This is a genomic window from Aetokthonos hydrillicola CCALA 1050, from assembly GCF_017591665.1.
GTDB classification, from domain to species: Bacteria; Cyanobacteriota; Cyanobacteriia; order Cyanobacteriales; family Nostocaceae; genus Aetokthonos; species Aetokthonos hydrillicola.
Genome location: NZ_JAAKGC010000038.1, coordinates 1 through 26,085, shown reverse-complemented (window position 1 = coordinate 26,085; position 26,085 = coordinate 1). Strand labels below are relative to the sequence as shown.

Genomic DNA, 26,085 nt, shown 5'->3' with positions numbered 1-26,085 from the left:
TTATTAAATAATCTTTATGTTTCTTTAATTTTTAGACAGAATGAAATCAAGTATTAATCGTAGATGCAGGTTTTCCCAATGAAATGGTGGAATGATATCTTAATAATATGGTAGTAAAAATTAATCATGAAAAATTTTAGTTAAGGAGCGTTAAACAAATTGGAAAGTCATAAAGAAAAAATTCTGGTGGTAGATGATGAAGCCAGTATCCGCCGGATTTTAGAAACGCGCCTTTCCATGATCGGCTATGACGTGGTAACAGCAGGAGATGGTGAGGAAGCTTTAGATACTTTTCGTAAAGCTGACCCTGACTTAGTTGTTTTGGATGTAATGATGCCAAAGTTAGATGGCTATGGCGTATGCCAAGAACTACGTAAGGAATCAGACGTCCCAATTATTATGCTAACAGCCTTGGGAGATGTTGCGGATCGTATTACTGGTTTAGAATTAGGTGCTGATGACTACGTCGTTAAACCCTTTTCACCTAAAGAACTAGAAGCCCGTATTCGCTCAGTACTTCGCCGGGTGGACAAAACCAGTGCTTCTGGTATTCCTAGCTCTGGAGTCATCCACGTTGGAAATATCAAAATTGACACAAACAAACGGCAAGTTTACAAAGGCGATGAGCGCATTCGCTTAACAGGTATGGAATTTAGCTTGCTGGAACTGTTAGTAAGCCGATCTGGAGAAGCTTTTTCTCGTTCGGAAATTTTGCAAGAAGTTTGGGGTTATACACCAGAACGTCACGTAGATACACGTGTTGTAGATGTACACATCTCCCGGCTACGAGCAAAGTTAGAGGACGACCCCAGTAACCCAGAATTAATTCTAACTGCAAGAGGTACAGGCTATCTCTTTCAACGAATTCTTGAATCAGGAGAGGAGTAGCAGGGAGCAGGGGAACAGGGGAGCAGGGGAGCAGGGGAGCAGGAGAGCAGGGGAGAAAGGTAAATTTATTCAACAAAAATTATCTGGCTTCTGATTCCTGACTTCTGACTTCTGACTCCTGACTCCTGAGTTCTGAGTTCTGACTTCTGACTTATGAATAAACCTGATACTAACCGCGTTTTGCGGCGTCTACCCATTGCGGTTGGAGGGTTGGGCGCTGTGCTTTTGCTCTTTAACCGGTTGCTAACACCAGAAATAACAGATTCCCAAGCGCGTGCAGATGCGCTGGGTGTTATCTTAAGTGCAGTCCTAATTTTAACCGGCTTAATTTGGCAGCAGGTTCAGCCGCGATTGCCTGATACTGTGGAATTAATTGGAGAGGAAGGCTTTGTTCTTGATCCTGATTTGCCAGACTTGGTAAAAACAGAACTGGCTTGGGCATCACATTTGCTTTTAACAAATACAGTGACGCGATCGCTTGTCGTTTTTTATAATGGTAAAGTTTTGTTGCGTCGGGGTATTCTGGGTGTTCAGTCTGAAGTCGTGCCAGGGCCAATTTTAAGCCGTGTCTTGGAAAAACAAAAGCCAATTTATCTAGTTGATTTGAAAGTTTATCCAGGTCGGATTGAGTTTAATTATTTACCGGATAACACTCAAGGGGTCATTTGTCAACCTATTGGTGACAAAGGAGTGCTAATTTTAGGAGCAAATGCTCCTCGTAGTTACACCAAACAAGACGAAAACTGGATTGCGGGAATTGCTGATAAATTAGCTGTTACCTTGAACGGCGGGATAACGACAAAATAAACTTTATGCAAATTCTTTACTGGTTACTGATAGCTCTAATGATTGTGGGTATTGTTGGTGCTGTAGTTCCAGCCATTCCTGGAACCAGCTTAATATTACTTGCGATCGTTATTTGGGGATTTGTTAGCGGTTCTTTTGTGGCGATCAAGATACCCTTAATTGTGACAACAATTGTTTTACTTCTGAGTATAGGAATTGATTTTTTAGCTGGGTATTTAGGTGCACAACAAGCAGGTGCCAGTAAGTGGGGACAAATTGGCGCGGGTGTCGGTTTTTTAGTAGGATTTTTAGGATTATTACCAAGTTTACCCTTTGGTGGGCCATTGCTAGGAATGTTACTAGGACCACTTTTAGGAGCAATTATTGGCGAGTTTATTTATAAAAGAAATTTACCACTAGCTTTTAAAGCAGGAATTGGAATTGTGGTAGGTACGTTAGTTGGGAATGTGATTCAAGGGATGCTCGCGATCGCGGCTTTTGGCGTTTTCGTCGCTACTACTTGGACACAGGTTTATGGTGGCTAGGAAAACAGAAATATAAATTAACCAAGCCCCTTTGGGGCGGGTGTGGGGTGTAGGCTCAAAAAGAGCGCCTGCCAAGTTCGGTTTAAAGCCGAGTGCATTGCTGCACTCAAAAATTCTTTCATCACAATACGGTTGAAACCACACCTATGAGCGGGTGGGTTTATATTTTCTCCACACCCTACACCCTACACCCTGTTCATCAATTTTTAAGCAGACAACGAAGCTAAAGCTTTTTTAGCTTCATTAGCTACGGGTTCTACTTGATCATCTGCCAAAGTCTCTAATATAGGTTTGGCATCGATACTATTTAAATTGGTTAGAGATTGTACTAGCCGATAGCGAATCTGCCAGTCTGGATTTGTGGCGAACGGAGCTAGTAAGGGAATAGCTCGTTGATCTCCTAATTCTCCTAGGGAACTAATAGCTGCAGTTTGTACCAATTCATTATCAGATGAAAGCGCTACTTGAAGTAACTCAAACCCTCGTGGATCACCCAATTCTCCTAGCGTGGCGACTATACTAAATTTCACCAACCACTCTTTACTGGTTAAATAGAGCTTTTGTAAATCGTCAAAGGCTGCACCCAGCTTCAAAGCTCCTAAGCAGTCTGCGGCTGCTGCTTGTACATCTGGCTCAGGATCATCAAGCAAGTTTCGCAATAGCTCTAACGATAAGTCTAGATTTTGTCCGCCCAAGGTATCCAATTGACTTACAGCAGAGTACCGTACACGAGCGTTGCTATCCTTGATCGCACTTTGAATCAACTCAAACCCATCGGCTGGATCTAACTGGCGTATTTGATTGACTGCGCGAAAGCGATCGCCCAAATCTTCAGAACTGAGCGATTGCTTCACAGACTCAGGGGTAATGCTCATTTATTTATCTCGCTCTGTTAAAAAAGGTAAAGGTATTTTATGAGTTGTTAAGTGTTAATTGTTCTACTAACCATTAACAACTAAGTAAGTCGGCAAGAATAATACCAACTAGGTAAAGTTTTATCAAAAAGAACTCAGGAGTCAGAATTCAGGAGTCAGAAGAATAAATATTGGTAAAAACCTCATCTACTCGTTCCTGAGATAGGGGTTGAAACTTTTCTTAATACACTAACCATAAAGGGATGGTGTATTCTGACTCCTGACTCCTGTATTCTGAATTCTTTTATAAAACAGCTTAAAACATTTGTAGTTGCCATGCGGGTACGCTAGAGCACAACTACAAACCAATGATGATTTATTTGTACCGACCTACTTAACAAGAATTACTCTTGACTGGCTGCCATTACGCGAATAACGTCACCACGAGTGAGAATACCAATAACTTGGCCCTCGCTGTCAAGTACTGGTAAGCGATGAACTTTGTGGTCTTGCATAATTTTCGCAGCTTCTTTGACAGTTTTTTCAGGGGAAATAGTAATAATAGGGTTTTTACTCATAACTTCCCCAACTGTTTGTCCTAGAGCTTTATGTAAGTCACGCTCGTAAGCAGCGGGATTTTTTAAATAAATGACACTATCAAGAAACATTATGTAAGCCGGAGGAGTGACTCCTGTTTCTTGCCACATTAAGTCTGTTTCCGAAATAATACCTACTAATTTACCAGCATCATCCACAACTGGTAACCCACTGATATGTCGTTCTGCCAAAATTTGAACGGCTTTATTTAAGGGAGTTTCAGGTTTAACGACAATCGGATCACGAGTCATTACGTCGGCAACAGTGTTAGGCATTTGCTTGGCTTTGTTTAGTATTAACCTTTCTGGGATTATTTTAGTCCAATTTCGGACACTCTAAGAACAGCCTCAGAGGTATATGTGTGGAGGAATAGCTGAGTTATTCAAACTTTGTCTGAAAAAACATTTGTAATAAATCAATACAATTGGCGATCGCCGCACCGATTCGCTATCGCTTCTGAGTAAGCAATTTTTTAAAACTGAACATGCTAAATGTCATCTAACCCCGTTAAAGTTAGGGATTGGAAAATTGTAGTACTGTTTTCGCTTCGGTTTGAAGACTTCCAGTGTACCAAAACCACCACACTTAAACGTATCCGGTACTGACGAAAATCCAAGAATAGTCTTGAACTTAATTGAGCAGAGTGCTGTTGCAGCTATTAGTTTATGAGCATTTGTTGTGGGATGAACAGCATCATAAAACAAATAATCATCTGGATTATTACATACAGACGCAATATTATTTAAATCACCTATCACACAAGGAGTCGTAACATTTTTGAAGCCAAATTCTTCTGGAGAAGCTATTACCCGATTAAATAACGAATTAATATCCACAGGAATGATATTAACACCAGTGAAAGCTGGATTTGTCCTTAAATTTGCTATACCTGTTGCTAGTGAGGAATTATAGCTTGTGCTTAGAACTGTTAATTGACTTGAAACGCCCCTTGCATATGCGAAAGGAATCTTACCTAAATCCGGCAAGTTAAATACTAGAATATTTTTAGCGCCGACCTGAGCTAGCAATGTCACTGAGTCTAATATATTCTTTACTATTTGACTGCTATCACTAAGGTTGCTAAACAAGAAATCGTTTCCACCTCCCCATACAGCATAAACAGCCTTGGGGTCAGCTTTTTGATTGCTGGTGAGTAAGGGTTGTGCAAACGCTTGAACTTGTTCCAGCACTCCTGGTAAAGGTGCATTAGGAACCACAAGGTTACCCTTACCCGAACTAGCTCCTCCAAAGGCGTAATTAATACCTTGGGTGGGAATTGTCCTAGTTTGTAAGGTACTAAATAAAGTAGGACTTAATCCTAACTGGTCTCCAACATAGTCTACCCACACTTGGCCATTTGAAAAACGTCCTTGAAAGAAAGGAGGATCTGGAGGCGTCGCTTTTGTTGGATCTGTTAATCCTCCAGTGACATTAAACGTATTACCAGTATCAGAAAGACTATCGCCAAATATATACAATTGGTCAGGATTTGTAGCGGAGGCTTTGAGTGGCGACATTAAAGAAAGAAGCAAAAATCCTGCCCCTAAAAGTTGTTTTTTCACGTTTGCTTTGTCCTGTCTTTTTATTTTTGCGCAATTTTGACAAACACAGAGGGAGCAGATACCACAAGTATTATTTTATACAGATTATGAATTTTTTGCGAAAAATAAGTTATATTGATAATCGCAATTACTTAAAGTAGAGCAACCTTTTTGTAAAATGATGCTAAAAACTTAACAACTTGGCTTACCCACTCTGATTAAGTGATCTTACCCAAATTGTGTTCTCACTAATGATTAAATTATTTTAAGTTTTTGAGAAAACTATTCAATATAGCAATCCTAGATCATTGGTACAATAATTTATTACCTACTACCTAGTGTTGATTACCTAGTACAGCGCCGCGTAAATAAGCATACCATTCAAAATCTCTGGAAAGCCTACGCTGTATTCCTAACAGAATTTTGAATTCCTCCTTGCGGTACTAGCTATATCAATTTGGCTAACGCTTTAACTTCAGGGCATCTTGAGCTGATACCCCTTCGTTTAGAGTACCGAAGTACCATAAAGTAGCAGCCGCTTCAGCGCGAGTCACCGCTTTTTTGGGTTGGAAAAGTGTTGTGTAACCAAACACCCTGCGGATGTTCGATTTTTCCCCATTCTGAAAATCTGCTAGTAGTGCTCGTAAAGCTTGAGGATCGATTTTTGCTGCATCCTGGAAACCCCAAGTTTGTTTGATTGTATCTAAGTTGGCTGAGGGTAAAGCTTGACGAGTATCGAGGGGTATTTTCCACAAAATCAACTGCTCACGAGTCAGGGGCGCATTGCTATGAAATAAAACTGCTGTAGAATTTCCAGATAAAGGGCTGGGAATTAACCCCGCCTCAGCTAAACCCTGAATTGCAGGAAAATTAGGATCTGTTTTTGGTACGTCACTAAAAGCTGGTTGAGAGCTTTCTGATGCTAAGCGTATCTGTTTAGCTGGGTTGTTAGCATACATTGCATTATTTGCAGCAACTAACCAACGAGCATATTCTTGACGGGTAAGAATTTTATCGGGTTGAAACTGAATTTTTGTAGCGTTATTACTCTTAACAGCATTTGAGTCTACAGGCAAAATACCATTAGCGACTAAGTCTTGTATGTATTGTCTAAGAGCTTGTGGTGCTTTATTAAGATCTGTAATTTCCTGATTTCCAGGTGTAGCTGTATTTTCCTTCTCAACAGTATTTATAGGGGGCGTTGGTGTTGCTTGGGTTGTTGAATCGTTTGGTGGTGATGCACTAATAGATGGGGAAGTACTAGGTTGAGAAGGAACAGTCTCGTTAGTTGTTTGGGGGCTAGAAGTTGGGGTTGTTTGGGTTATTGGAGTGGTGTTGGGTATGTGTTCAATGACAAGTTCCGTTATTGTATGTGGCTGATTTGTGGTAGAATTAGGAACTGATTTCAGTTGAATAGAAACTTTTATCTGTAAATTATTCCGCCGCGCTTCAAAAGATCCCTGTTGGTCATCAGGTGGCTGCTGCAAAATCTGCCAGTTATTTGCTTGAAACTGTTGGCGATAGAAAGTAGTAATTGAATTGCTGGGGTCAGAACTTTGCCAGCGAGTTGATACACCACTATCTGAGCCACCAGAAGGTGTAACTTCTTCCAAGGTGGCATTAGGATATAAGGGGATTTCTTTAGGAAAATCAGATGGTAACTGAACTGTTTGTGTGGTTGGTTGGTTTTGTTTAGTATTTGGCGCTTGAGTGCCAAAGGTAACTGGCTTGTCTTTTAAACTAGGATCGGCGGCTAAAGTCTGCTCAATATTTTTGGCGACTTGGCTGTTGGAACAGGCTGTTAGTGAGGTGAGTAAAACCGTTAAACTCACTAATGCGACAGATTGACTTTTATAGTGAAACACTCTTAATCACTCAAAAACGTTAATATATTGGGATTCGGTAGTTTCCAAAACACGCTTAATCAAACAATCTCCAATAGGTTTGGAAACTGTGTAGCCTTCAGTAACCGAGGAAAACCGATGGCTGTAAAAACAGCCTACCATTGAGAACAATCTGAGCAAGTCTAATAAAGTGCTTTAAAACATTGACTTCTCTATTTTAGATTTTTCCTGGTACTGTTGAGTGTTACTGTCAATTGGTTTAACGTTCCGTCTCAAGAGGGAAGCAATAGTTTTCATAGACGTTCTTTTGTTGCTGATGCTTACGACTTAGATAGTGATAAGCTTAAAGATAGCAACATAAGAGAAACGCCAGTGTTAGCCACTGGAAAAAACTTGGCGTAAATCCGCGTTTGTTAAAGTGCTTTTGCAGCTTTTCTGTGAGCGAAGTTGTGCCAATGAGGAAAGTCACTTATGAGCCAGCACCACAACGCTGGTTGAGGGGAAGGAGTGAGTTAAATCCCTTTCTAAGTTTGGACACATCTGCTCTGCGGTTCGTGCTAGGGTATCAACTGTTATCAACCGGTTGGTTCCCTATTGAGCCAATTGGTGATCAAAGCTGAAAAGTTTAAAATGAACTGTCAATTGCTTTACGACAAATCTAATGTGATTGCACTCAGGTTTAGACTCAGTCGGCAATTGCTGTACTCAGTCATTTAAAGTCCTAAGCTGATGCGCATCTAAATTTAATAATTTAGAGCCTGAACCTCTTTGCTACCTTAGACTGCCCTGTAAAACTAGATGCCGAACAGCTTATAAAGCATATAGTTTGACTTGACGTTTATATTTTTCTAAAGCGAAGATGGCATCTAGATTCTAGACTACTGAGCGCTTCCGGAGATAGCAGTCATGCAAAACTAGAGGGGAAAACTCATGTTAAGTTGAATCTCATTCTAAAAACCTTGTGGGATAGGAGCATGAAAAATCTAAAATAGATATTAAATTCAAAAAAATGTCCATTAAGACGAGCAACCGCTAGTCAAGCTTACTTTCTTTAAAGCGTCGTTGGTTTGTTACGAGTGCTGAAACAAGACTACATGCAAGTTTCTCCAGAGCAACCTATTTATTTTGAAGCTCCCCTACAATTGTTACTTTTTGTTGATGGTCGCCCGAATTCCCGACAACAAGTACAAGGTATTCAGGCTTACTTAAAACAATTGGAGGCTGAATTCAAATTTGAACTGCAAATTATTGAAGTTGCGCAACAACCGTATTTGGCGGAACACTTTAAACTGGTAGCAACGCCAGCTTTAGTCAAAATCCATCCTGAACCGAGACATGTTCTGGCTGGTAGTCATATTATTGCTGAATTAAAAGAATGTTGGCCTCATTGGCAAGCCTCTGCTGAAGCTTACATAAAATTACACAGTAGCTTGCAAGAGAGTATAGATAAAGAAGAAAATGGCCGTCTTAAGGAGCCAAGTTCGTTATTCAGTTCAATCGCTCTCTCGGCGGAAGTGATAACGCTATCAGATGAAATTTTTCGCCTGAAACAGGAAAAGGAAAAACTTCAAGAGCAGCTACAGTTTAAAGAACGAGTCATTGCTATGTTAGCCCATGACCTTCGTAATCCGCTCACTGCGATGGCGATCGCTATAGAAACCCTAGACTCGAACTATAATCTCGAAAAAGGGGAATTTGACCGCTTGACACCTGCTATGGCAGTGCATTTATTTAAACAAGCCCGGAGTCAAACTAAGATAATTGACCGAATGATTACTGGTTTGTTGCAGGTTGGTCGTACGTATAATCAAGAATTTCTCATTCAACCGCAAAAAACGCAATTAGGTAAACTTTGCTTGGAAATACTTGAGGAATTAAGCGATCAATACGCCCGGAAATCTTTAACAATTAAAAAAGATATACCTAAAGATTTACCCTATGTTTATGCGGATCCAGAACGGATACGTCAAGTTTTGATAAATTTATTGGATAATGCCATCAAATACACCCCAGAGAATGGTATTATCACTATCTGCGGACTTCACAGAACTACCCAAAAAGTCCAATTTAGCATTGGCGATACTGGCCCTGGCATCCCAGAAGATGACCGTGAGCGCATTTTTGAAAACCGGTTTCGTTTGGAGCGTGATGGAGCCGTAGATGGATATGGTATAGGTTTATGCCTATGCCAAAGGATTATTCAAGGGCACTACGGTCGAATTTGGGTAGACTCGTCTCCTGATGGCGGAGCATGGTTTCACTTCACTTTGCCAGTTTATCCCAGTTAGTTCGATATATTTATTGCCGTATTTTAACCTCAATGAAAAAGACGACTTTGCGCCGGGTTGTGCTAATTCAGTTACTAGTGTTTATAAATTTACTAGGAGCAGGAGGATGCACTTCAGGTAAACAAACTGAGAACCGAGAGAAACTGACTATTGGGGTAGTCAGTTATGGAGAAGGCGCAGTTTCTTTACAAAGGTATGAGCGCTTCAAAGACTACATGGCAACACAAACTGGAGCTGTTGTGGAGTTAGAGCCTGCGTACAACGAATTGCAAGCCATCGAGCAAATTCAACGGAAAAAGTGGGACATAGTATTTGCGCCTCCAGGTTTAGCAGCGATCGCAATTAGCAAAGCTATGTACGCCCCATTGTTCTCTTTGGAAGGATTGAGTAATAGACAACGTTCTTTACTTATAGTACGAGAGAATGACCCAATTAAAAAAATATCAGATTTAGCTAATAAGACTGTTGCTTTAGGAGAGATAGGATCTGCTGCTGGGTATTATGTTCCTTTGTACGATTTGTATGGCTTAACTCTTGCTCAAATCCGTTTTGCGTCAACTCCTAAAACTGTACTCCAGTGGATAAGTGACAAAAGTGTTGATGCCGGAGCCATGTCTGAGAATGATTTCAACCTTTATCACCAAAGTTTTCCTCAAGCAAAATTTAGAGTTTTACACACCAGTCGATGGATACCTATAGGGCTTGTATTAGTTGGACAAACTGTAGATCGCAACAGACAAGCTGAAATCGAAAAAGCAATGAAAGATGCTCCTGGTGATATTGTAGCAGATGCCGGGTACGTCCCTACGGCTAAAGCACCTAATTACAACCAATTTATTGAAATAGTAGAAAAAGTCAGACCTCTAGAGAATCAAAGCAAACAAAAGCCTGCTGTGCTGCTCATCCGTAAATCTGCTGTTACCGATACGACGACTGGGACACAAAATGACAACAGCGGATCTCGCACGCAACAATAGACTGCTTATCTCTTGCAAAACTATCTATTATTAAATTATACTTGTAATAACGCTAAAAACACTTAGAGCAAAGAAAAAGAGTTTCTGCTTGCCGTTGTGTAAAGAATTTGTTTCTAGAAGTTAAAGAAACAAAGTTTTTTTCGCTGTTCAGTTGCTTGTTTTAGGAATTCTTACTTTCTTTACTGTATAAGCATAATGGTGCCCTATAGAGTGCATTAATCTCAAAAGGCAGCCCTATATTAACTTTATGTAATTTAATCACACAAGAAAACATATTAAATTTAAAGAAACGGGGTTATCTATCGAAAACATCTCAGGAGTGCAGTTATTATATGTCTCAACAACCATTAGTAAAACCAGAAATTCAATGTGGAACTCTAATTGATAATCGCTATACCGTCCAAAAACTTCTGGGAAAAGGCGGATTAGGAAGAACGTACTTTGCCTTTGACACGCGTCGTTTCAACGAACCTTGTGTTCTTAAGGAATTTGCACCTGTTGCGGCAGGAGAGAATTTTCTCGAAAAAGCTCGAATTTTATTCAAAAGAGAAGCAAAAATTCTTCATCATTTAGAACATCCCCAAATCCCTCGCTTTTTAGCTTGTTTTGAAGGTGATGGTCGTTTATTCTTGGTTCAAGAATTTATCAACGGCAAAACTTACTCGAACTTGTTACGCGATCGCCAAACACAAGGAAAACTTTTTTCTGAACCAGAGATTATAGATTGGCTAAAAAAGCTACTACCTGTGTTGGAATATATACACCAACACAACATTATTCATCGAGATATTTCTCCTGAAAACATAATGTTACCTGACGGCAAGGATATGCCTGTACTGATAGATTTTGGTGTAGGGAAGCAAATCGCTAACATTCATGAAGGTACCGCCTTGGACAGGCTATCGCTCACTAGTAAAATGTCACTTGTCGGAAAACTGGGATATGCTCCCCGAGAGCAGATTAGCTTAGGATTTTGTTCTCCAGGCAGCGATATTTACGCTTTGGGAGTAACCGCAGTTGTATTGCTCACAGGTAGAGATCCATCTTTGCTGATAGATCAATATTCCTTAGAATGGAATTGGCAGCTCTACGCCAACGTCAGCCACGCTTTTGCGCAAATACTCGATAAGATGCTGGCAGATAGACCTAATCAACGATACGGAAAATCCCTCGATATCCTCAGAGATCTTGAGAATCTTTCGCAAACTCAAGTTTCGTACACTCAAGTAGTGTCACCATCAACATCTTTTGATTTGCCTCCCACGGTAGTAGGCGCTGAATCTAACTTTTTGCCAACAATGGCGCAGCCGCATACTCAGTATACAGCTAATACACACTTTAACCAACCAACAGCTAGAGCGCCACAACAATCATCGCTAGACTCTGTATTTGTCCAGCGTTGTCGTCAAGAGCTAGCTTACCAAATAGGACCAATAGCAGGTCTGATTATAGAAGAAATATTAGCTGAAACTCCGTATATTTCACCTTATGAATTTGTTGAATTATTAGCCAGGGAAATCCCAGAAACACAAGCAGCTTTCGAATTTAGACGCAGACTTTTCAGCCAGTAGGGTGCGCTTTGACAAAATGCTGTAGCGCACCGTATTTCAAGAATTAATATTCCGTACTTCCTGTGTTGCGTTTGATTCTTTTGATTGCCATTTCTAGGCTTAACTTCATACGTTTAAAGGCTTGGGCAAGCTTGCCAATTTCATCATTATAGAGCTGTTCAAACTCTACTTCCATATGCCCTGTGCTGACTTCCTCAGCTACCCGAGTGATCTGTTTCAGGGGACGAATAACTTGCCTATTTAAGAAAATATTAACTAAAACAATAACTGATATAAAAACGATAAATACAAGTCCTATAATCTGAACAGAAGATTGATTGGCTTTTTGAATCACCTTACTAGTTGGAAGTGAGACAATTTGAGCTGCAACAATTTCGTTCAACTTCCATCCAAATCCATTCGCCGTACCATATTGGTCAATCTGAGTTTTAGGTGCATTTTCTGGCGTGCTATGACATTTCAGACACGCTTGATCGCGTATTGCAAGTGGACGAGCAATATAGAATGTCTCGTCGCCACGATTTGAGCGAAATCCAGTCAACTCTTTTAAATCTTTGTCTTTTCTAAAACGCTCTACAAGATCTGTTTCAAAAGTATCAGCTTTATCTCTAAGATTGGTAGGATTGAGCGTTGCTTCTTTATAGAAGAAGTCACGATAATCTGATTTTTGTCGTAGAATATCGAAAACTTCCCGTGCAGAGTAAGCCGATACAGTTTGTGGTAAAAATTTGGTCTCTAGTTTATCAGTTAGTTCTGGAGTGATTTGTTTAAGAGTGTAGTCACGTACAGAAGTCATTGTATCAATCAGTGCTAAAGCTTTTGCAGCAACTTCATCACTAGCGTTTTGCCTCAGTAAATAAGATAGAGTTAATCCACTCAAGCTTAGACCGACGACAAGAATTATAGTTAGTAAAATTGTAAATTTTTGTTTTAGGTTAAGATTTTTTAACATAATTTGAGCGTTCTAAGAATAAAATAAGGTTCTTTATAACTACAACTTGGCTCTGCATACGTCCGCATTAGAAATACTGAAATCGTACTGCCTTCTAAATTTAACAAAAATTATCAATGTGATTTCAGAATCTTGAATACAATCTCAAAACGCTTCCCAAGCCTGAAATCTCGGATTTTAGGAGAGGTACCTTTTGCAGTCTACTACCTACCGCGATCCCGTGCCACAATAAATAACATAACTTGGTAACTTTGACTAATGGTTTGGAATCCTGGGCAGCAGCTGTTTGAAGGGCGCTATGTCATCGAAAGAAAATTAGGTGAAGGCGGAATAGGTATAACTTATCTTGCCAGAAACAAACAGCGTGATCTACGGGTCATTAAAACTCTTAAAGAAGAAATTCGAAATAATCCTGATTGGAAACCCTATCAGACTAAATTAAAGCAAGACTTCCGTGACGAAGCAACGCGACTGGCTGTTTGTCGCCACCCCCATATAGTCGAGATAGAAACAATCTTCGATGAGTTCAACATACCATGCATCGCAATGGAGTATGTGGAAGGGGAAGACTTAGGTAAGCGCCTGGAAAAAAAAGGACCGTTATCAGAATCAGAAGCGGTGCTTTACATTCAGCAGATTGGTGAAGCTTTGACAGTCATTCATCGTAAAGGCTTACTGCATCGAGACATTAAGCCAAGTAATATCATGATTCGCAAGGGTAAATTAGAAGCAGTACTCATTGACTTTGGTATTGCTAGAGAATTTGTACCCAACGTTGTCCAAAAACATACGGTGTACCGCACTCCCGGTTTTGCGCCTCTCGAGCAGTATGAATTAGAAGCGCCAAGGGGAGAATATATTGATGTTTACGGCCTAGCTGCCACTTTATATAGTTTAATTACTTCCAGAGTTCCCACAAGTGCATACGATAGAGCCAAGAATATTCCTCTGATTCCGCCACAACGTTTAAATCCTAAGATCAGTGACAAAGTTAATCAGGCAGTTATTCGAGGAATGGAGTTAAAATCAAACTCCCGACCCCAGTCCATACAGCAGTGGTTAGAGTTATTGAACGCCAAAAACAGCTTAATGTTATCATCTCCAATCGATCCGATAGAGACGATCAGCACTAGGCTATTACCTGCAGCAGATCCTAAAGCAGTATCACCTTTAGTAGCTCCAAAAAAACCATCGCAAAAAGCAGTGGCAAAGCAAAGCGGGGAATCAGGGACTGCACCTCGAGCAAAATCTTTGCCGGTTGTTGTGTTTCCAGAGAATTGGCGATGCGTACATACCCTCAAAGATCATTCCAACATGGTTCATACCGTTGCCACTAGTCCCAACGGGCAACTTGTTGCTAGTGGTAGCAATGACAGCACTATTAAGTTGTGGCAATTAGATACGGGGAAGTTGCTGCGTTCGCTTGGTGGTTGGTTTTCTGGTCATTCTAGTATGGTTCATACTGTTACCTTTAGCCCAGATGGACAGGTTCTGGCTAGTGGTAGTTGGGATGACACTATCAAGCTATGGCAAGTCACTACCGGTAGAGAAATTCGGACTCTCATGGCTCACTCAAACTGGGTGAACTCCTTAGTCTTCAGTCCAGATGGACAGTTACTCGCCAGCGCCGGAGCTGATAGCACGATCAAACTATGGCAAGTCAGTAGTGGTAAACAAATTCGCACTTTTAGTGGTCATTCCGACACTATTTTGTCAATAGCTTTTAGTCCTGATGGAAAGTTGTTAGCTAGTGTTAGTGCTGACTATACGATCAAGCTATGGCACGTAATTAGTGGTCAAGAGTTTCTGACTTTTGCTGGTCATTCGTTCTATGTTAATTCGATCGCTTGGAGCAACGATGGCAAAATTCTTGCTAGCGGTAGCAGTGACAAAAAGATTAAACTGTGGCAAGTAAGCAATGGTCAAGAAATCCGCACCTTCTCAGGACATTCAAATGCTGTGTCTTCCGTCACCTTCAGCCCAATTCCCCCAAGTTCACTTGAGCAACGAGAACCCAGAGGGATTTTAGCGAGCGCCAGTTGGGACCAAACTATCAAACTCTGGCAAATCAATACAGGTAAAGAAATCTGCACTCTTAGCGGTCATTCCAACTATGTAAGATCCGTTGCATTCAGTCCCGATGGGCAAACCCTTGTCAGCGGAAGTGATGACAATACTGTTAAGGTATGGCAACGGGATTAAGCAATTGCCCACAGAAGCTCAGGAGCAGGAATTAGTCAAACCCTCAATTCCCAATGCCCCATGCCCAATGCCCCATGCCTAATGCCCCATGCCCAATCCCCTCTAAGATAGACTTTTTATGTTCTCAAAATTGGGACAATAATGTCGAAACCATTAGTCGTGAACAATCAATCCTATGGGCTTTGGTATTGGTGATCTATTCTGGATTTTTCTACTTCTTTCTTCTCTGCAACCCTTATGGCAGAAACGTCAGATAGAGTTTCGTCGCTTGCGTGCCTTACAAGACTTTCAGCAACAACGTAAAAGTAGAGTCATCTTACTCATTCATCGTCAAGAGTCTATCAGTTTACTAGGAATTCCCCTATCCCGCTACATCACAATCGAAGACTCAGAACAAATTTTACGTGCAATCCGCCTCACCCCACCAGATGTACCTATAGACTTGATTTTGCACACCCCTGGTGGTTTGGTTTTAGCAACAGAACAAATTGCCAGAGCCTTAATTCGTCACCAGGCAAAAGTTACAGTCTTTGTTCCACATTATGCGATGAGTGGTGGAACAATGCTTGCCCTTGCTGCTGACGAAATTGTTATGGATGCTAACGCTGTTCTGGGACCAGTTGATCCTCAGCTTGGTAATTTTCCAGCAGCTAGTATCCTCAAAGTAATTGAAGATAAGCCGATTAGCGAAATTGATGATCAAACCCTGATTATGGGAGATCTATCCCGCAAAGCTATTCGTCAGGTACAAAACTTTGTGCGAACGCTCCTCAAGGATAATATTCCTAACGAAAAAGTTAAGCCGGAAAATATCGAAAACATCGTTGATTTCCTGACTACTGGGCGTGTTACCCACGACTACCCGATCACTGTTGAAGAAGCAACAGAAATAGGGCTGCCCATTACAGTTGGACTGCCCCATACTATTTATGATCTTATGGATTTATACCCACAACCGCAAGGCGGACGCCCGACCGTACAATATATTCCCATGCCCTACGATGACCGCCGCCCAATTCTACCTATCCCCAAGGGGAGACCATTAGAAGAAAAAACCACTCATGATTGAAGAATTCAGGAGTCAGAATTATTCTGAATTCTGACTCCTGAATCCTGAATTCTTATTTACTATTTCTTTCTCGGCTTAGTGGTAGGTTTAGCACTAGGCTTCGATGTACTGGTAGGCGATGGTGATGATGTAGCTTCAGGGGACTCTGTTGGTGTTGATGTCGTTTCAGGAGACTCGGTTGGTGTTGATGTAGCTTCAGGCGTTGATGTTTCCTCCGGTGATGCCGTTGGTGTTGGGGTTGGTGAAGCTTTGGGCTTTGTTGATGGCTTCTTAGTTGGGGTAGAGGTGGAAGCTGGAGAACTGACTAAGTTCTCAGCTTCTTTATCTAGCTTCTGCCGCAATGCTAAGTCAGCAATTCCAGTTTCTGGTAACTGATTTTTCTTCTGATACTGCTTTACTGCCAGTTGGGTTTGGGAACCATAATATTGATTTCGAGGAAGAGGAGATTTAGGTTTAAGGACCAAATTTAAGTTGGCTTGGAGAATTTCCACTATTTGTGCTGCAAATTCTTCAGTTTTTGGTCCAGCAACTCCATCAGCAGGTTTTAGCTTATACCCGGTTTGAAACTCCTTGATAGCTGCTTTTGTCTCAGCATCAGTTAGTGGTGCATTTGATACATTTACCTTATACCCTAGTCCCTGCAACACAGCACGAAATTGTCTAGGTGTATATTTCTTCACAGCAAAAGCTGTGTCGGACATGATCGCGTTAGTTGCTACAAAGCAAATAACAGCAGCTGTAGCACTTGCTCTTCCAAACCCACACCACATGGTTTAAACTCCTTTTAGTCGAATCGTCAGGATCTTGACGTTAACAGTTGCATTTTAAGTTTCTTTAACCTATTTATCTCTAATAATTAAAGATTTTTGATGATTTTAAGTGTTATGGTTTAATTTAACTATTTGGTACGTATATATAATTTCATTTTTACAACTTACTATAAGAGCACTTTCTGTTCAGGGAAGAATATAGGCTGAGAAAACTGCAAAAACATAACCTAAATCCATAGATCAGGAATGGCCAACGAGAACTCATCCAAGCAGCGTAATTTATGGTTGGAGCAATTGCTGGCAGTCGTTGCTACAATCAACTTGTTACTAGTTTTATTTGACTTAAGTTACATTCCTTGGCGAAATTTTTACTTAAGAAGGCTGCCAGGACTGACTCATGTCTATGATCAGGTAAAGGCTATCGAACCCCATCGGGAAACAGAAGCTTATCTACAGGTTGTTCATACACTATCTCATCAAGTTAGTCAAGTAGGATTGCGATCGCCTGAGGTAGCAACAACGCTGCAAACGCTCCAGGGTTTAAGCGCTGAAATGATTGACACTAACCCATTTGCAGCAGCAGGTAAAAGTGGGACGTTAGAAAAAATCAAAAATCGGATGCGCGATCGCACCCGAGAAACATCAGCAAAACGTTCTTTTGCAATTTTTTGGAGTCAGGCATATTTATTGCAGCACAATTGGAAGCAAGAAATTAATTTTTTTGACGAAAAAATAGCTCCTTTAATTGCAACGAATTATTACCGCCGCCTTGGGGAAAGCGGTCAATTTGTTGATAACTTTTGGCGTATTGATTTACCTTTTGTCATTTTATTTTCTCTAGAGTTGCTAGCACGTAGCTTATTTATTAAACGCCGCCATCCGGGCTTTAGTTGGTTCAATGCAATTTTGTGGCGCTGGTACGACTTATTTTTACTGATACCCTTTTGGCGTTGGTTACGGTTTATACCTGTTTTAATTCGGCTAGACCATGCCCATGTGATCAGTCTCCGAAGTGTCAGGCAGCAAGTACATCTGGGAATCTTATCAAATTTTGCCGAAGAAATCACTGAAATTGTTGTGGTTCGGGTAATTAACCAGATCCAAGGTTCTATTCAGCGAGGAGAGTTAATACGCTGGCTTTTTCAAAAACAGACCCAACGTCCTTATATAGATATAAATAATTTAAACGAAATAGAAGCAATAGCGAGTATATTGGCACAAACAATTGTTTACCAAGTTTTACCGCAGATCCAGCCCGAAATAACTGCTATTTTACGCCATAGTATAGAAGGTGCGCTTAGTCAATCACCAATCTACCGGAATTTGAAAACCGTACCATTAGTTGGTCAAATCCAAACCGATTTAAGCGAGCAATTGGCAGTTCAGATCGCGACAAACCTTTACAATGTTCTTGTGAGATCTATGGAAGATCCTGTTTCGGCAAAACTTTCTAGTCAGTTGGTGGAACGCTTTAGCAGTGCCTTGGGCTCTGAAATCCAGAAAAAACACGTACTCCCTGAAATTCAAAGTTTGCTTTTAGATTTCTTAGAAGAGGTGAAGCTAAACTACGTGCAGAAATTATCTGAAGAGGAAATAGCTGAGATACTAACGCAAACAGGACAATTAAAAACTCAGGTATCAATTCAACCAGTGGTTAGCAGTAAGAACTCTGCCATCTTACCTCCTGAATAAACAACCTGATTGTAATTCTCCACGATTTAGTCCTATCTTACTTTTCGCTCTAAAAGAAATGCGCTAAACTCGAATGAGAGGCGAATCTACATAGTTTCGCCGCCAAGACTTCTTGGAAGATATCCCTATCGCAGGAAGTGGGTCACCGCCCACTTTTTTTGTTGAATTATCGCATGACTCATCCTATAGTCCCACAAATTATTCAATTGGCAACACCAGTGGCAGAAAAACTGGAACTAGAAGTTGTTAACGTGGTTTTCCACACGAACCAACGTCCGCCAGTGTTACGAGTAGATATCCGTAATCCTCATCAGGATACTGGATTAGATGATTGTGAACGGATGAGCCGTGCTTTAGAAGCTTCATTAGATGCGGCGGAGATTATTCCAGATGCCTATGTATTGGAAGTATCGAGTCCTGGTATTTCACGGGAGTTGATCACTGACCGAGAGTTTATTGCTTTTAAAGGGTTTCCTGTAATCGTTTGGACTTCCCCACCTCACGACGGACAAGAACAGTGGATTGGGCAATTGATTCGTCGGGATGAGACAAAAGTTTACTTGAACCAAAAAGGTCGTTCTATCGAAATTCCTCGCACCGTAGTCACTAAGGTGCAATTTGATGAACACACCTAAGTGCTAAGAGTTAACAGCTAAAAGTTAAGAGTTAACAGCTAAGAGTTAAGAGTTGTAAATTTTAAACTCCTGACTCTTAGCTTATAACTCGTAGCTTATGCTGGCTGTTTGCGTAAAAATTAAGGAGATTGCTTATGTCAATGGTTACTTTACCAGGGTTAAAAGATTTAATTGAAAAAATTAGTCAAGAGCGTAATTTGCCTAGAATGGCAGTTCAAGCAGCTATTAGAGAAGCTTTACTGAAAGGTTACGAAAGATTTCGCCGCGCGCAAAACTTAGAGCGAAAACAATTCGATGAAGATTACTTTGACAATTTTGATGTACAACTTGATGTTGAAGAAGAAGGGTTTCGCGTTGTTGCTACTAAAACTATAGTTGAAGAAATCTTGAACAACGATCATGAGATTTCTCTTAAACAAGTTCAAGACATGGGCGGTGACGAAGCCCAATTAGGACAAGAAGTTGTGCTGGATGTAACCCCAGAACAAAGAGATTTTGGTCGTATGGCGGCGATGCAAACTAAGCAAGTTTTAGCGCAAAAACTTCGGGATCAGCAGCGCCAAATGGTGCAAGAAGAGTTTCAAGATTTAGAAGGGACTGTTTTACAAGCAAGAGTCCTGCGGTTTGAAAGGCAATCTGTGATCATGGCTGTTTCAAGTGGCTTTGGTCAGCCAGAGGTAGAAGCAGAATTACCTAAGCGCGAACAATTGCCTAATGATAATTACCGTGCAAATGCCACTTTTAAGGTGTATCTCAAAAAAGTTTCCCAAGGTCAACAACGGGGACCACAGTTGCTAGTATCTCGAGCTGATGCTGGTTTAGTAGTTTATCTGTTTGCCAACGAAGTCCCAGAAATTGAGGATGAAGTGGTACGAATTGTTGCAGTAGCACGAGAAGCTAATCCTCCATCGCGTCATGTTGGTCCTAGAACTAAGATTGCTGTTGACACTCTTGATCGGGACGTAGATCCTGTGGGTGCTTGTATTGGAGCGCGGGGATCACGCATTCAAGTGGTAGTTAACGAATTGCGTGGTGAAAAAATAGATGTTATTCGTTGGTCTCCAGATCCAGCAACATATATTGCTAATGCTCTTAGTCCTGCCCGTGTAGATGAAGTGCGCCTTATGGATACGGAGACTCGACAAACTCATGTATTGGTAGCTGATGATCAGCTAAGTTTAGCTATTGGGAAAGAAGGACAGAATGTTCGTTTAGCTGCTCGTCTTACTGGTTGGAAAATTGACATAAAAGATAAAGCTAGGTACGATTATGCAGCAGAAGATGCCAAATTCGCGGCTTCACGCGCACAATATTTACTACAACAACAAGAAGAAGAGGAAGAGGAAGAAGATGATCTTGAGCTTGAGCTTGACGATCAACTAGAGATAGATGAGCTTGATGAAGTGGATGAGTACGAAGAACCACAAATCAACGACGATGATCAGGCTGAGGAAGACGATTATCAAGCCGAGGAGATAGAAGCCTCTCACAACAAGATAGAGACAGCAACAAAGTCTTTTGAAGGTTTTCCGCCAAAGCTTAAAGCCGCTATAAATGATTTCATACAAGAAAATTCTGAAGCGGCAGACAATTTTAGAGTGTTAATTATTGAAAGTTCTTTAAACGTTTTAAAGCAGCTTCTAGAACGCTTAGTGAATCTGGATGCTAAGTATGGAACCGACTTTGCTATCGAGAAGCTAGCTGACACCCTAGAATTAGAGAATGTTAAATTACAAAATATCTTAGATTCACTGGAGGTTTGAGTATTTTAAAGACGCTGTACTTTAAAGAGCGCATCTACCATAGTAAAGTTGAAAAGGCTGTATCCCTAGCACCTAACTAACGAAAAAGTTAAATCTACACTATAAAGTAGATGACATTAAGCACCAAGAACCCGAAAATAATAAAAATGAGGATAAACTGGAGGATAAGATTTTTGAAATTTATAAACGATGAATCGGTAGAGACAGTAGTGACATTTAAATAAGACTTTTTTATAAATCTGGGCAGATTGCCAAGGAGGCAGCTACAACACCAATGAAGCCAAATCAACGACGGTGTATTAGTTGCCGTAAAGTAAGCACAAAACAAGAGTTTTGGCGGATTGTCCGCGTATTTCCGTCAGGACAGGTACAATTAGATAAGGGCATGGGTCGTTCGGCCTACATATGTCCCCAGCAGAGCTGCCTACAAGCGGCTCAAAAAAAGAATCGTCTTGGGCGATCGTTACACGCACCAGTGCCAGAAACACTGTACCAAACATTGTGGCAACGTTTAGCGATTTGCCAGTCTCCAGGGTCAGGCTAACCCTTTTGGAGCATACGCTCAAAGCAATTCTAAAAACAAACCTACTTAGAAGTACCGTATATAACGGTAATTACTAGAGAAATTGTGGCGACAGCCGAACTAATTGTGCTATCATCTCAACCTCTGTGATTGCCCTTGTAATGCAAAAATAGAAAAAGAGTGTCCAGCAATAGCTCTAAAAATATATTAAAGGGCTAAGCAATACTCCAAACAAGTTTGACTCGATTGTGTCGTGGAAGACTCAGAATCAGCAAAACCAAAAAATACAACAAAATGGCAACCTGGTAGCGCTCGTGCGCAATTTGGCGTCAACCATAATTCTCGGTGGGGATGCCAGCAATGAACCGAAACATCTCTCTTTCCTAATTGGAGGCACCGGCAAAACCGATAACGGCAACCAAACACAGTAATCAAAGGATGGAGATGTCGCAAACCAGGCAACCATCCGCTAAAACTGTAAATTAAAGGGGAAGAGTGGATGAACAACGGCAAAGTTAGAATCTACGAATTATCAAAGGAATTAAATTTGGATAACAAAGAGCTATTAGCAATTTGCGACCAGCTCAATATTGCGGTCAAGAGCCATAGCAGCACGATTACAGAATCAGAGGCAGAGCGTATCCGTTCACAAGCAGAGAAATTGGCGGCGGCAAATATGACGCCGAAAAAGGATAATGGCGGAAACAGCCATAGACCAAATTCACCACAACCGAGCGGACGTAACCAACCTGCTGCACCTAATAAACAACAAATTTTGGAGATTCGTAAACCCAAAATATTGAGAAATAATAATCACAACGCCTCAGAGGCGTCCGTCGCTACCAATAACCAACTTGCTTCTTCTGAAGTGTCTTCTTCTCCTTCACCTCCCCGACCTTTCGCGCCACCAGTCTCACCCATGAAGCCGACGGCACCAACCCGACCTGTACCCCGGAATCAGTCTGAGACCACCCAAGAACCGGCTGTCACAGACAACAATGCGGCGGAAATAACGCCTGCAACGCCTACAACGCCTACAACGCCCACAACGCCTAAGAATAAACAGCAAGAGGGCAAAGCAGCACCAGAAAAAACTGGTACACCCCATAGAGCAAGACCAGACAGACCGCAAAAACCACATCTGGCCGCTCCACCAACAAGACCAGCGTCTGAGCAATCAACTGATTCAGACGGCCAACCAAGTATTAGTGAGCGACCGATCCTGAAACGCGATCGCGAACAAACACGCGAGCAACATAAAGCAAAGGTTAGCAAGCCAAGGGATACAGAAACGTCCCAAACTCCATCACCAAGACCGGCTCGTTCTGCGGGACCGCCAGTAAAACTAGATCAGAGGGCTAATAAACCATCTGCACCAGGTCAAGGCGTTGACATGCCAAGACCAAGACCACCACGTCCAGAACAATCACCAGGAGTTGCAGCTTCTTTAAATGTTACGGCCCCGGTAAAACCAGCACCGCCAGGAACAGCAAAAACAGAGGTCCTGGATGAGGATGATATTGCTCCACCCGAAATTCTTGAACTTAAACGTCCAACACCACCTCGTCCATCTAAGACTGCTAAAAAGTGGCAAGAAGAGGAAATTGACGAAGTCAAAGAATCAGGTAAGGCTGGTAAAGGAGCTGTTAAAGGAAAACGCACTAAGCCAATCATTGAAGATGATTTACTAGAGGATGATTTCCTGGATGAAGAAGGACTGGAAATACCAGCTACAGTCCAAGTAAGTCTTTCCATCGCCCGTCCGCCTAAACCCAAAGCAGCCAAGCCTGCACAACCTACGACGACTACTGTTAGCCCAACGGCTAGAGTCAAAAAGCCAGGCACATCTCGTGACCAAAACCGTCGTCGAGAACCTGATCAAAAGCAAGAGCGTCCAGAAAAAATTGTGGTCATGGGGCCAATGACGGTCCAAGAACTGGCTGACGCTTTAGCAATTGCGGATACAGAGATTGTAAAAATTCTCTTTATCAAAGGTATGGCGGTCAGTATCACCCAAAATCTGGATGTTCCTACAATTAAGGTGATCGCCACCGATCTTGAAGTGGAAGTTGAAACCGGCGAACCAGAAGCTGAAGCACGCAAAGTCACAGAAATGATCGACTTGGCAGATCTAGAACATCTTCTCCGTCGTCCACCAGTAGTAACGATTATGGGTCACGTAGACCATGGTAAAACCACTCTGCTTGACTCGATTCGTAAAACCAAGGTGGCTGCTGGTGAAGCTGGTGGTATTACTCAGCATATTGGAGCATACCATGTAGACGTTGAACATGATGGTAAAGTTCAACAAGTCGTGTTTTTAGATACTCCCGGTCACGAAGCCTTTACTGCTATGCGGGCGCGGGGTGCACGGGTGACAGATATTGCTGTCCTAGTTGTGGCGGCTGACGATGGTGTACGTCCTCAAACAATAGAAGCAATTAGCCACGCACAAGCTGCTGAAGTGCCAATTGTTGTGGCAATTAACAAAATTGACAAAGAGGGCGCACAGCCGGATCGTGTGAAGCAAGAGCTGACTCAGTACGGTCTAACACCAGAAGAATGGGGCGGCGAAACAATTATGGTTCCCGTCAGTGCAATCAAGGGAGAAAATCTAGATACCCTCTTAGAGATGATTCTCTTGGTAGCAGAAGTGGCTGAACTTTCTGCTAACCCAGATCGATCTGCTAAAGGAACAGTAATTGAAGCACATCTGGATAAAGCAAAGGGAGCAGTTGCTACCTTACTAATCCAGAACGGTACCTTACATGTGGGCGATATGTTAGTCGCTGGCTCTGCCTTCGGTAAAGTTCGGGCGATGGTAGACGATAGAGGTAAGAGAGTAGAAGTTGCCTCTCCTTCGTTTGCAGTCGAAGTACTGGGCTTGAGCGATGTGCCAGCAGCCGGTGACGATTTTGAAGTGTTTGAAAATGAAAAACAAGCACGAGCGCTTGCAAGTGATCGTGCCGACAAACAACGTCAATCTCGCCTCATGCAAGGACGTGTTACCCTCACAACCATTTCTGCTCAAGCGCAAGAAGGCGAGTTGAAGGAACTGAACTTGATACTGAAGGCAGACGTTCAAGGTTCTGTAGAAGCTATTGTCGGATCACTCAAGCAAATTCCGCAAAACGAGGTGCAGATACGCATGTTGTTAGCGGCAGCGGGAGAAATTACCCAAACGGATATCGACTTAGCTGCAGCTAGTGGAGCCGTCATCATTGGTTTCAATACTACCTACGCTAGTGGGGCAAGACAAGCTGCTGATGAAGCTGGCGTTGACGTGCGCGAATACAATATCATCTACAAACTCTTAGAAGATATTCAAGGTGCTTTGGAAGGGCTCCTAGAACCAGAGTTGGTAGAAGAACCCCTTGGACAAGCCGAAGTACGTGCTGTATTCCCTGTGGGACGTGGAGCTGTTGCTGGTTGCTATATTCAGTCAGGCAAGCTGCTTCGCAACTGTAGGCTGCGAGTACGTCGCAGTGGTAAGGTGATTTACGAAGGTGTCCTTGATTCCCTCAAGCGTATGAAAGAAGACGCACGTGAGGTGAGTTCCGGCTATGAATGCGGTGTCGGCGTTGATAAATTCAATGAATGGCAAGACAATGACATCATCGAAGCCTTCCAAATGGTTACTAAGCGCCGCACACTCTCTATGTCTAAGTAGAAAGTGTTGATAAGAAAGAATTCAGGAGTCAGGAGTCAGGAGTCAGTATTATGAATGCTGGCTTAATGGCAAGTGAATTATGGGATTTAAATCCCCATCTCATTCCTTCTGAATTCCGAATTCTGACTCCTTCTGTAGTTATGAGTTGTTGGTGGTTGCTGTTAAATTTTAACCAACCATCAACCAACGAGTAATTATTAACAACTCTGTGAAAAACTGAGGACGGAGAAACTATGGCTCGGATTCAAGCTTCTAGTAATTCCCACTTCGCTGCTAATGCCGAAATATGGAATAGTTTAAAGTACGCGATCGCAGCCAGTTCCGGATTTCAAAGTTGGCTGTTGGAGCATCACGCTCAATTTCAAGAGCTTGAACTTGATCAGCAAGTACAGAGGTACCTGCGTGAAACTTTAGAAACTTTAGCTTATTAGTACGACAAGGCAACAATAAAAAGTCAAAATAAATAACTTCTCTGTAGATGTCGTCTTTTCGTGATACACTACTACATCTTGTTCGGCTAAATGTAGGCGAGCAAGATAATCGTTTTTTACTACTGAGTTAGCGAATACTCTCAGGTATTGTAAATTTTTATAAAGAATATAGACAAGTATTCCCATAAATAGACAAATATGGCTAAATTGAGAATATGAAATTATCACAGTACGCCGAACACATTGGAGTAAGTTACAAAACTGCTTGGCGTTGGTGGAAAGCCGGTAAACTACCTCATCCTGCTAAACAATCACCGTCAGGCACAGTATTAGTTGACTTTACACCACAAAATGAATCTCAAAAAAACTAGAACCGCAAAATTTGCTAGAGAGGGTCACATATTCAAGTAAACTAGGAAAAATAGAGAATATGTGCCAGGACTTACGCAACTGGCACAGGGGAGCGCTAAATTTTAGTACATCTGTA

General features: G+C 41.7%; 21 protein-coding genes and 1 pseudogene. 16 read left to right on the top strand and 6 right to left on the bottom strand.

From position 1 onward, the window contains the following. Window positions 1-159 precede the first annotated feature (159 nt). The 3 genes from rpaB (at window position 160) to G4P69_RS19425 (ending at window position 2,219) form a co-directional block, all read left to right on the top strand. Window positions 160-888: a response regulator transcription factor RpaB gene (gene rpaB / locus G4P69_RS19435; RefSeq protein WP_208345777.1), complete on the top strand. Its 729-nt coding sequence runs from the start codon at window positions 160-162 to the stop codon at window positions 886-888. Between the two features lie 153 nt (window positions 889-1,041). Beyond that, window positions 1,042-1,695: a cofactor assembly of complex C subunit B gene (locus G4P69_RS19430; RefSeq protein WP_208350927.1), complete on the top strand. Its 654-nt coding sequence runs from the start codon at window positions 1,042-1,044 to the stop codon at window positions 1,693-1,695. Window positions 1,696-1,700: 5 nt separating this feature from the next. After that, window positions 1,701-2,219: a DUF456 domain-containing protein gene (locus G4P69_RS19425; protein WP_208350925.1), complete on the top strand. Its 519-nt coding sequence runs from the start codon at window positions 1,701-1,703 to the stop codon at window positions 2,217-2,219. Between the two features lie 206 nt (window positions 2,220-2,425). On the opposite strand, the gene nblB is transcribed toward G4P69_RS19425, so the two are convergent. The 4 genes from nblB to G4P69_RS19405 form a co-directional block, all read right to left on the bottom strand. Then, the gene (nblB, locus tag G4P69_RS19420) at window positions 2,426-3,094 is read right to left on the bottom strand and encodes a phycobilisome degradation protein NblB (RefSeq protein WP_208350923.1); all 669 of its coding nucleotides are present in this window, start codon (window positions 3,092-3,094) and stop codon (window positions 2,426-2,428) included. Window positions 3,095-3,477: 383 nt separating this feature from the next. Then, a complete protein-coding gene (locus tag G4P69_RS19415; RefSeq protein ID WP_208346328.1) occupies window positions 3,478-3,945 on the bottom strand; it encodes a CBS domain-containing protein in 468 nt (155 codons plus the stop codon). A 219-nt stretch (window positions 3,946-4,164) separates the two neighbouring features. After that, complete coding sequence (locus G4P69_RS19410) at window positions 4,165-5,232, bottom strand: SGNH/GDSL hydrolase family protein (protein WP_208350922.1); 1,068 nt, start codon at window positions 5,230-5,232, stop codon at window positions 4,165-4,167. Window positions 5,233-5,672: 440 nt separating this feature from the next. Then, entirely contained in the window at window positions 5,673-7,076 is a 1,404-nt protein-coding gene (locus tag G4P69_RS19405) for an S-layer homology domain-containing protein (RefSeq protein WP_208350921.1), read from the bottom strand. A gap of 1,055 nt (window positions 7,077-8,131) precedes the next feature. On the opposite strand from G4P69_RS19405, the gene G4P69_RS19400 reads away from it, so the two are divergent. The 3 genes from G4P69_RS19400 to G4P69_RS19390 all read left to right on the top strand — a co-directional run bounded on the left by G4P69_RS19400 (window position 8,132) and on the right by G4P69_RS19390 (window position 11,891). Further along, window positions 8,132-9,343, top strand: a complete 1,212-nt coding sequence (locus tag G4P69_RS19400; protein ID WP_208350915.1) for a histidine kinase — start codon at window positions 8,132-8,134, stop codon at window positions 9,341-9,343. Between the two features lie 32 nt (window positions 9,344-9,375). Continuing rightward, window positions 9,376-10,320, top strand: a complete 945-nt coding sequence (locus G4P69_RS19395) for a phosphate/phosphite/phosphonate ABC transporter substrate-binding protein (RefSeq protein WP_208350913.1) — start codon at window positions 9,376-9,378, stop codon at window positions 10,318-10,320. Window positions 10,321-10,652: 332 nt separating this feature from the next. Then, on the top strand, window positions 10,653-11,891 hold the full coding sequence (locus tag G4P69_RS19390; RefSeq protein ID WP_208350911.1) for a serine/threonine-protein kinase: 1,239 nt from the start codon (window positions 10,653-10,655) through the stop codon (window positions 11,889-11,891). A gap of 43 nt (window positions 11,892-11,934) precedes the next feature. Here G4P69_RS19390 and G4P69_RS19385 read toward each other — a convergent pair whose 3' ends face one another. Continuing rightward, a complete protein-coding gene (locus G4P69_RS19385; RefSeq protein WP_208350908.1) occupies window positions 11,935-12,843 on the bottom strand; it encodes a c-type heme family protein in 909 nt (302 codons plus the stop codon). 258 nt (window positions 12,844-13,101) lie between these two features. Between G4P69_RS19385 and G4P69_RS19380 the strand changes: the two genes are divergently transcribed. Then, window positions 13,102-15,045 (top strand): serine/threonine-protein kinase, encoded by a 1,944-nt coding sequence (locus G4P69_RS19380; RefSeq protein ID WP_208350906.1) that lies wholly within the window; start codon window positions 13,102-13,104, stop codon window positions 15,043-15,045. 175 nt (window positions 15,046-15,220) lie between these two features. Further along, window positions 15,221-16,114: an SDH family Clp fold serine proteinase gene (locus tag G4P69_RS19375; protein WP_208350904.1), complete on the top strand. Its 894-nt coding sequence runs from the start codon at window positions 15,221-15,223 to the stop codon at window positions 16,112-16,114. Window positions 16,115-16,173: 59 nt separating this feature from the next. On the opposite strand, the gene G4P69_RS19370 is transcribed toward G4P69_RS19375, so the two are convergent. Continuing rightward, the gene (locus tag G4P69_RS19370) at window positions 16,174-16,884 is read right to left on the bottom strand and encodes a peptidoglycan-binding domain-containing protein (RefSeq protein WP_208350902.1); all 711 of its coding nucleotides are present in this window, start codon (window positions 16,882-16,884) and stop codon (window positions 16,174-16,176) included. 246 nt (window positions 16,885-17,130) lie between these two features. Between G4P69_RS19370 and G4P69_RS19365 the strand changes: the two genes are divergently transcribed. From G4P69_RS19365 to G4P69_RS19330, 8 genes and pseudogenes are all read left to right on the top strand, one after another. Next, entirely contained in the window at window positions 17,131-18,576 is a 1,446-nt protein-coding gene (locus G4P69_RS19365; protein ID WP_208350900.1) for a hypothetical protein, read from the top strand. 173 nt (window positions 18,577-18,749) lie between these two features. After that, on the top strand, window positions 18,750-19,211 hold the full coding sequence (gene rimP, locus G4P69_RS19360; protein ID WP_208344960.1) for a ribosome maturation factor RimP: 462 nt from the start codon (window positions 18,750-18,752) through the stop codon (window positions 19,209-19,211). A gap of 140 nt (window positions 19,212-19,351) precedes the next feature. Then, window positions 19,352-20,686, top strand: a pseudogene (gene nusA, locus G4P69_RS19355) (transcription termination factor NusA); the annotation flags it as partial. Between the two features lie 562 nt (window positions 20,687-21,248). Further along, window positions 21,249-21,518 (top strand): YlxR family protein, encoded by a 270-nt coding sequence (locus G4P69_RS19350; protein WP_208344959.1) that lies wholly within the window; start codon window positions 21,249-21,251, stop codon window positions 21,516-21,518. A 478-nt stretch (window positions 21,519-21,996) separates the two neighbouring features. Continuing rightward, complete coding sequence (gene infB, locus G4P69_RS19345) at window positions 21,997-25,167, top strand: translation initiation factor IF-2 (protein WP_208344958.1); 3,171 nt, start codon at window positions 21,997-21,999, stop codon at window positions 25,165-25,167. A 50-nt stretch (window positions 25,168-25,217) separates the two neighbouring features. Continuing rightward, window positions 25,218-25,361 carry a hypothetical protein gene (locus tag G4P69_RS19340; protein ID WP_208344957.1) on the top strand — a complete coding sequence of 48 codons (144 nt, stop codon included), beginning with the start codon at window positions 25,218-25,220 and terminating at the stop codon, window positions 25,359-25,361. 39 nt (window positions 25,362-25,400) lie between these two features. Then, window positions 25,401-25,598: a hypothetical protein gene (locus G4P69_RS19335; RefSeq protein WP_208344956.1), complete on the top strand. Its 198-nt coding sequence runs from the start codon at window positions 25,401-25,403 to the stop codon at window positions 25,596-25,598. A gap of 215 nt (window positions 25,599-25,813) precedes the next feature. Then, window positions 25,814-25,969: a hypothetical protein gene (locus G4P69_RS19330; protein WP_208344955.1), complete on the top strand. Its 156-nt coding sequence runs from the start codon at window positions 25,814-25,816 to the stop codon at window positions 25,967-25,969. Window positions 25,970-26,085 lie beyond the last annotated feature (116 nt).

Excerpts from the sequence above, each read along its gene's own strand:
- G4P69_RS19430 (WP_208350927.1), top strand. The coding sequence starts at position 1,042 with ATGAATAAACCTGATACTAACCGCGTTTTGCGGCGTCTACCCATTGCG.
- G4P69_RS19425 (WP_208350925.1), top strand. The coding sequence starts at position 1,701 with ATGCAAATTCTTTACTGGTTACTGATAGCTCTAATGATTGTGGGTATT.
- nblB (WP_208350923.1), bottom strand. The coding sequence starts at position 3,094 with ATGAGCATTACCCCTGAGTCTGTGAAGCAATCGCTCAGTTCTGAAGAT.
- G4P69_RS19415 (WP_208346328.1), bottom strand. The coding sequence starts at position 3,945 with ATGCCTAACACTGTTGCCGACGTAATGACTCGTGATCCGATTGTCGTT.
- G4P69_RS19395 (WP_208350913.1), top strand. The coding sequence starts at position 9,376 with ATGAAAAAGACGACTTTGCGCCGGGTTGTGCTAATTCAGTTACTAGTG.
- G4P69_RS19390 (WP_208350911.1), top strand. The coding sequence starts at position 10,653 with ATGTCTCAACAACCATTAGTAAAACCAGAAATTCAATGTGGAACTCTA.
- G4P69_RS19385 (WP_208350908.1), bottom strand. The coding sequence starts at position 12,843 with ATGTTAAAAAATCTTAACCTAAAACAAAAATTTACAATTTTACTAACT.
- G4P69_RS19380 (WP_208350906.1), top strand. The coding sequence starts at position 13,102 with ATGGTTTGGAATCCTGGGCAGCAGCTGTTTGAAGGGCGCTATGTCATC.
- G4P69_RS19375 (WP_208350904.1), top strand. The coding sequence starts at position 15,221 with ATGGGCTTTGGTATTGGTGATCTATTCTGGATTTTTCTACTTCTTTCT.
- G4P69_RS19370 (WP_208350902.1), bottom strand. The coding sequence starts at position 16,884 with ATGTGGTGTGGGTTTGGAAGAGCAAGTGCTACAGCTGCTGTTATTTGC.
- G4P69_RS19365 (WP_208350900.1), top strand. The coding sequence starts at position 17,131 with ATGGCCAACGAGAACTCATCCAAGCAGCGTAATTTATGGTTGGAGCAA.
- rimP (WP_208344960.1), top strand. The coding sequence starts at position 18,750 with ATGACTCATCCTATAGTCCCACAAATTATTCAATTGGCAACACCAGTG.
- G4P69_RS19350 (WP_208344959.1), top strand. The coding sequence starts at position 21,249 with ATGAAGCCAAATCAACGACGGTGTATTAGTTGCCGTAAAGTAAGCACA.
- infB (WP_208344958.1), top strand. The coding sequence starts at position 21,997 with ATGAACAACGGCAAAGTTAGAATCTACGAATTATCAAAGGAATTAAAT.
- G4P69_RS19340 (WP_208344957.1), top strand. The coding sequence starts at position 25,218 with ATGAATGCTGGCTTAATGGCAAGTGAATTATGGGATTTAAATCCCCAT.
- G4P69_RS19335 (WP_208344956.1), top strand. The coding sequence starts at position 25,401 with ATGGCTCGGATTCAAGCTTCTAGTAATTCCCACTTCGCTGCTAATGCC.
- G4P69_RS19330 (WP_208344955.1), top strand. The coding sequence starts at position 25,814 with ATGAAATTATCACAGTACGCCGAACACATTGGAGTAAGTTACAAAACT.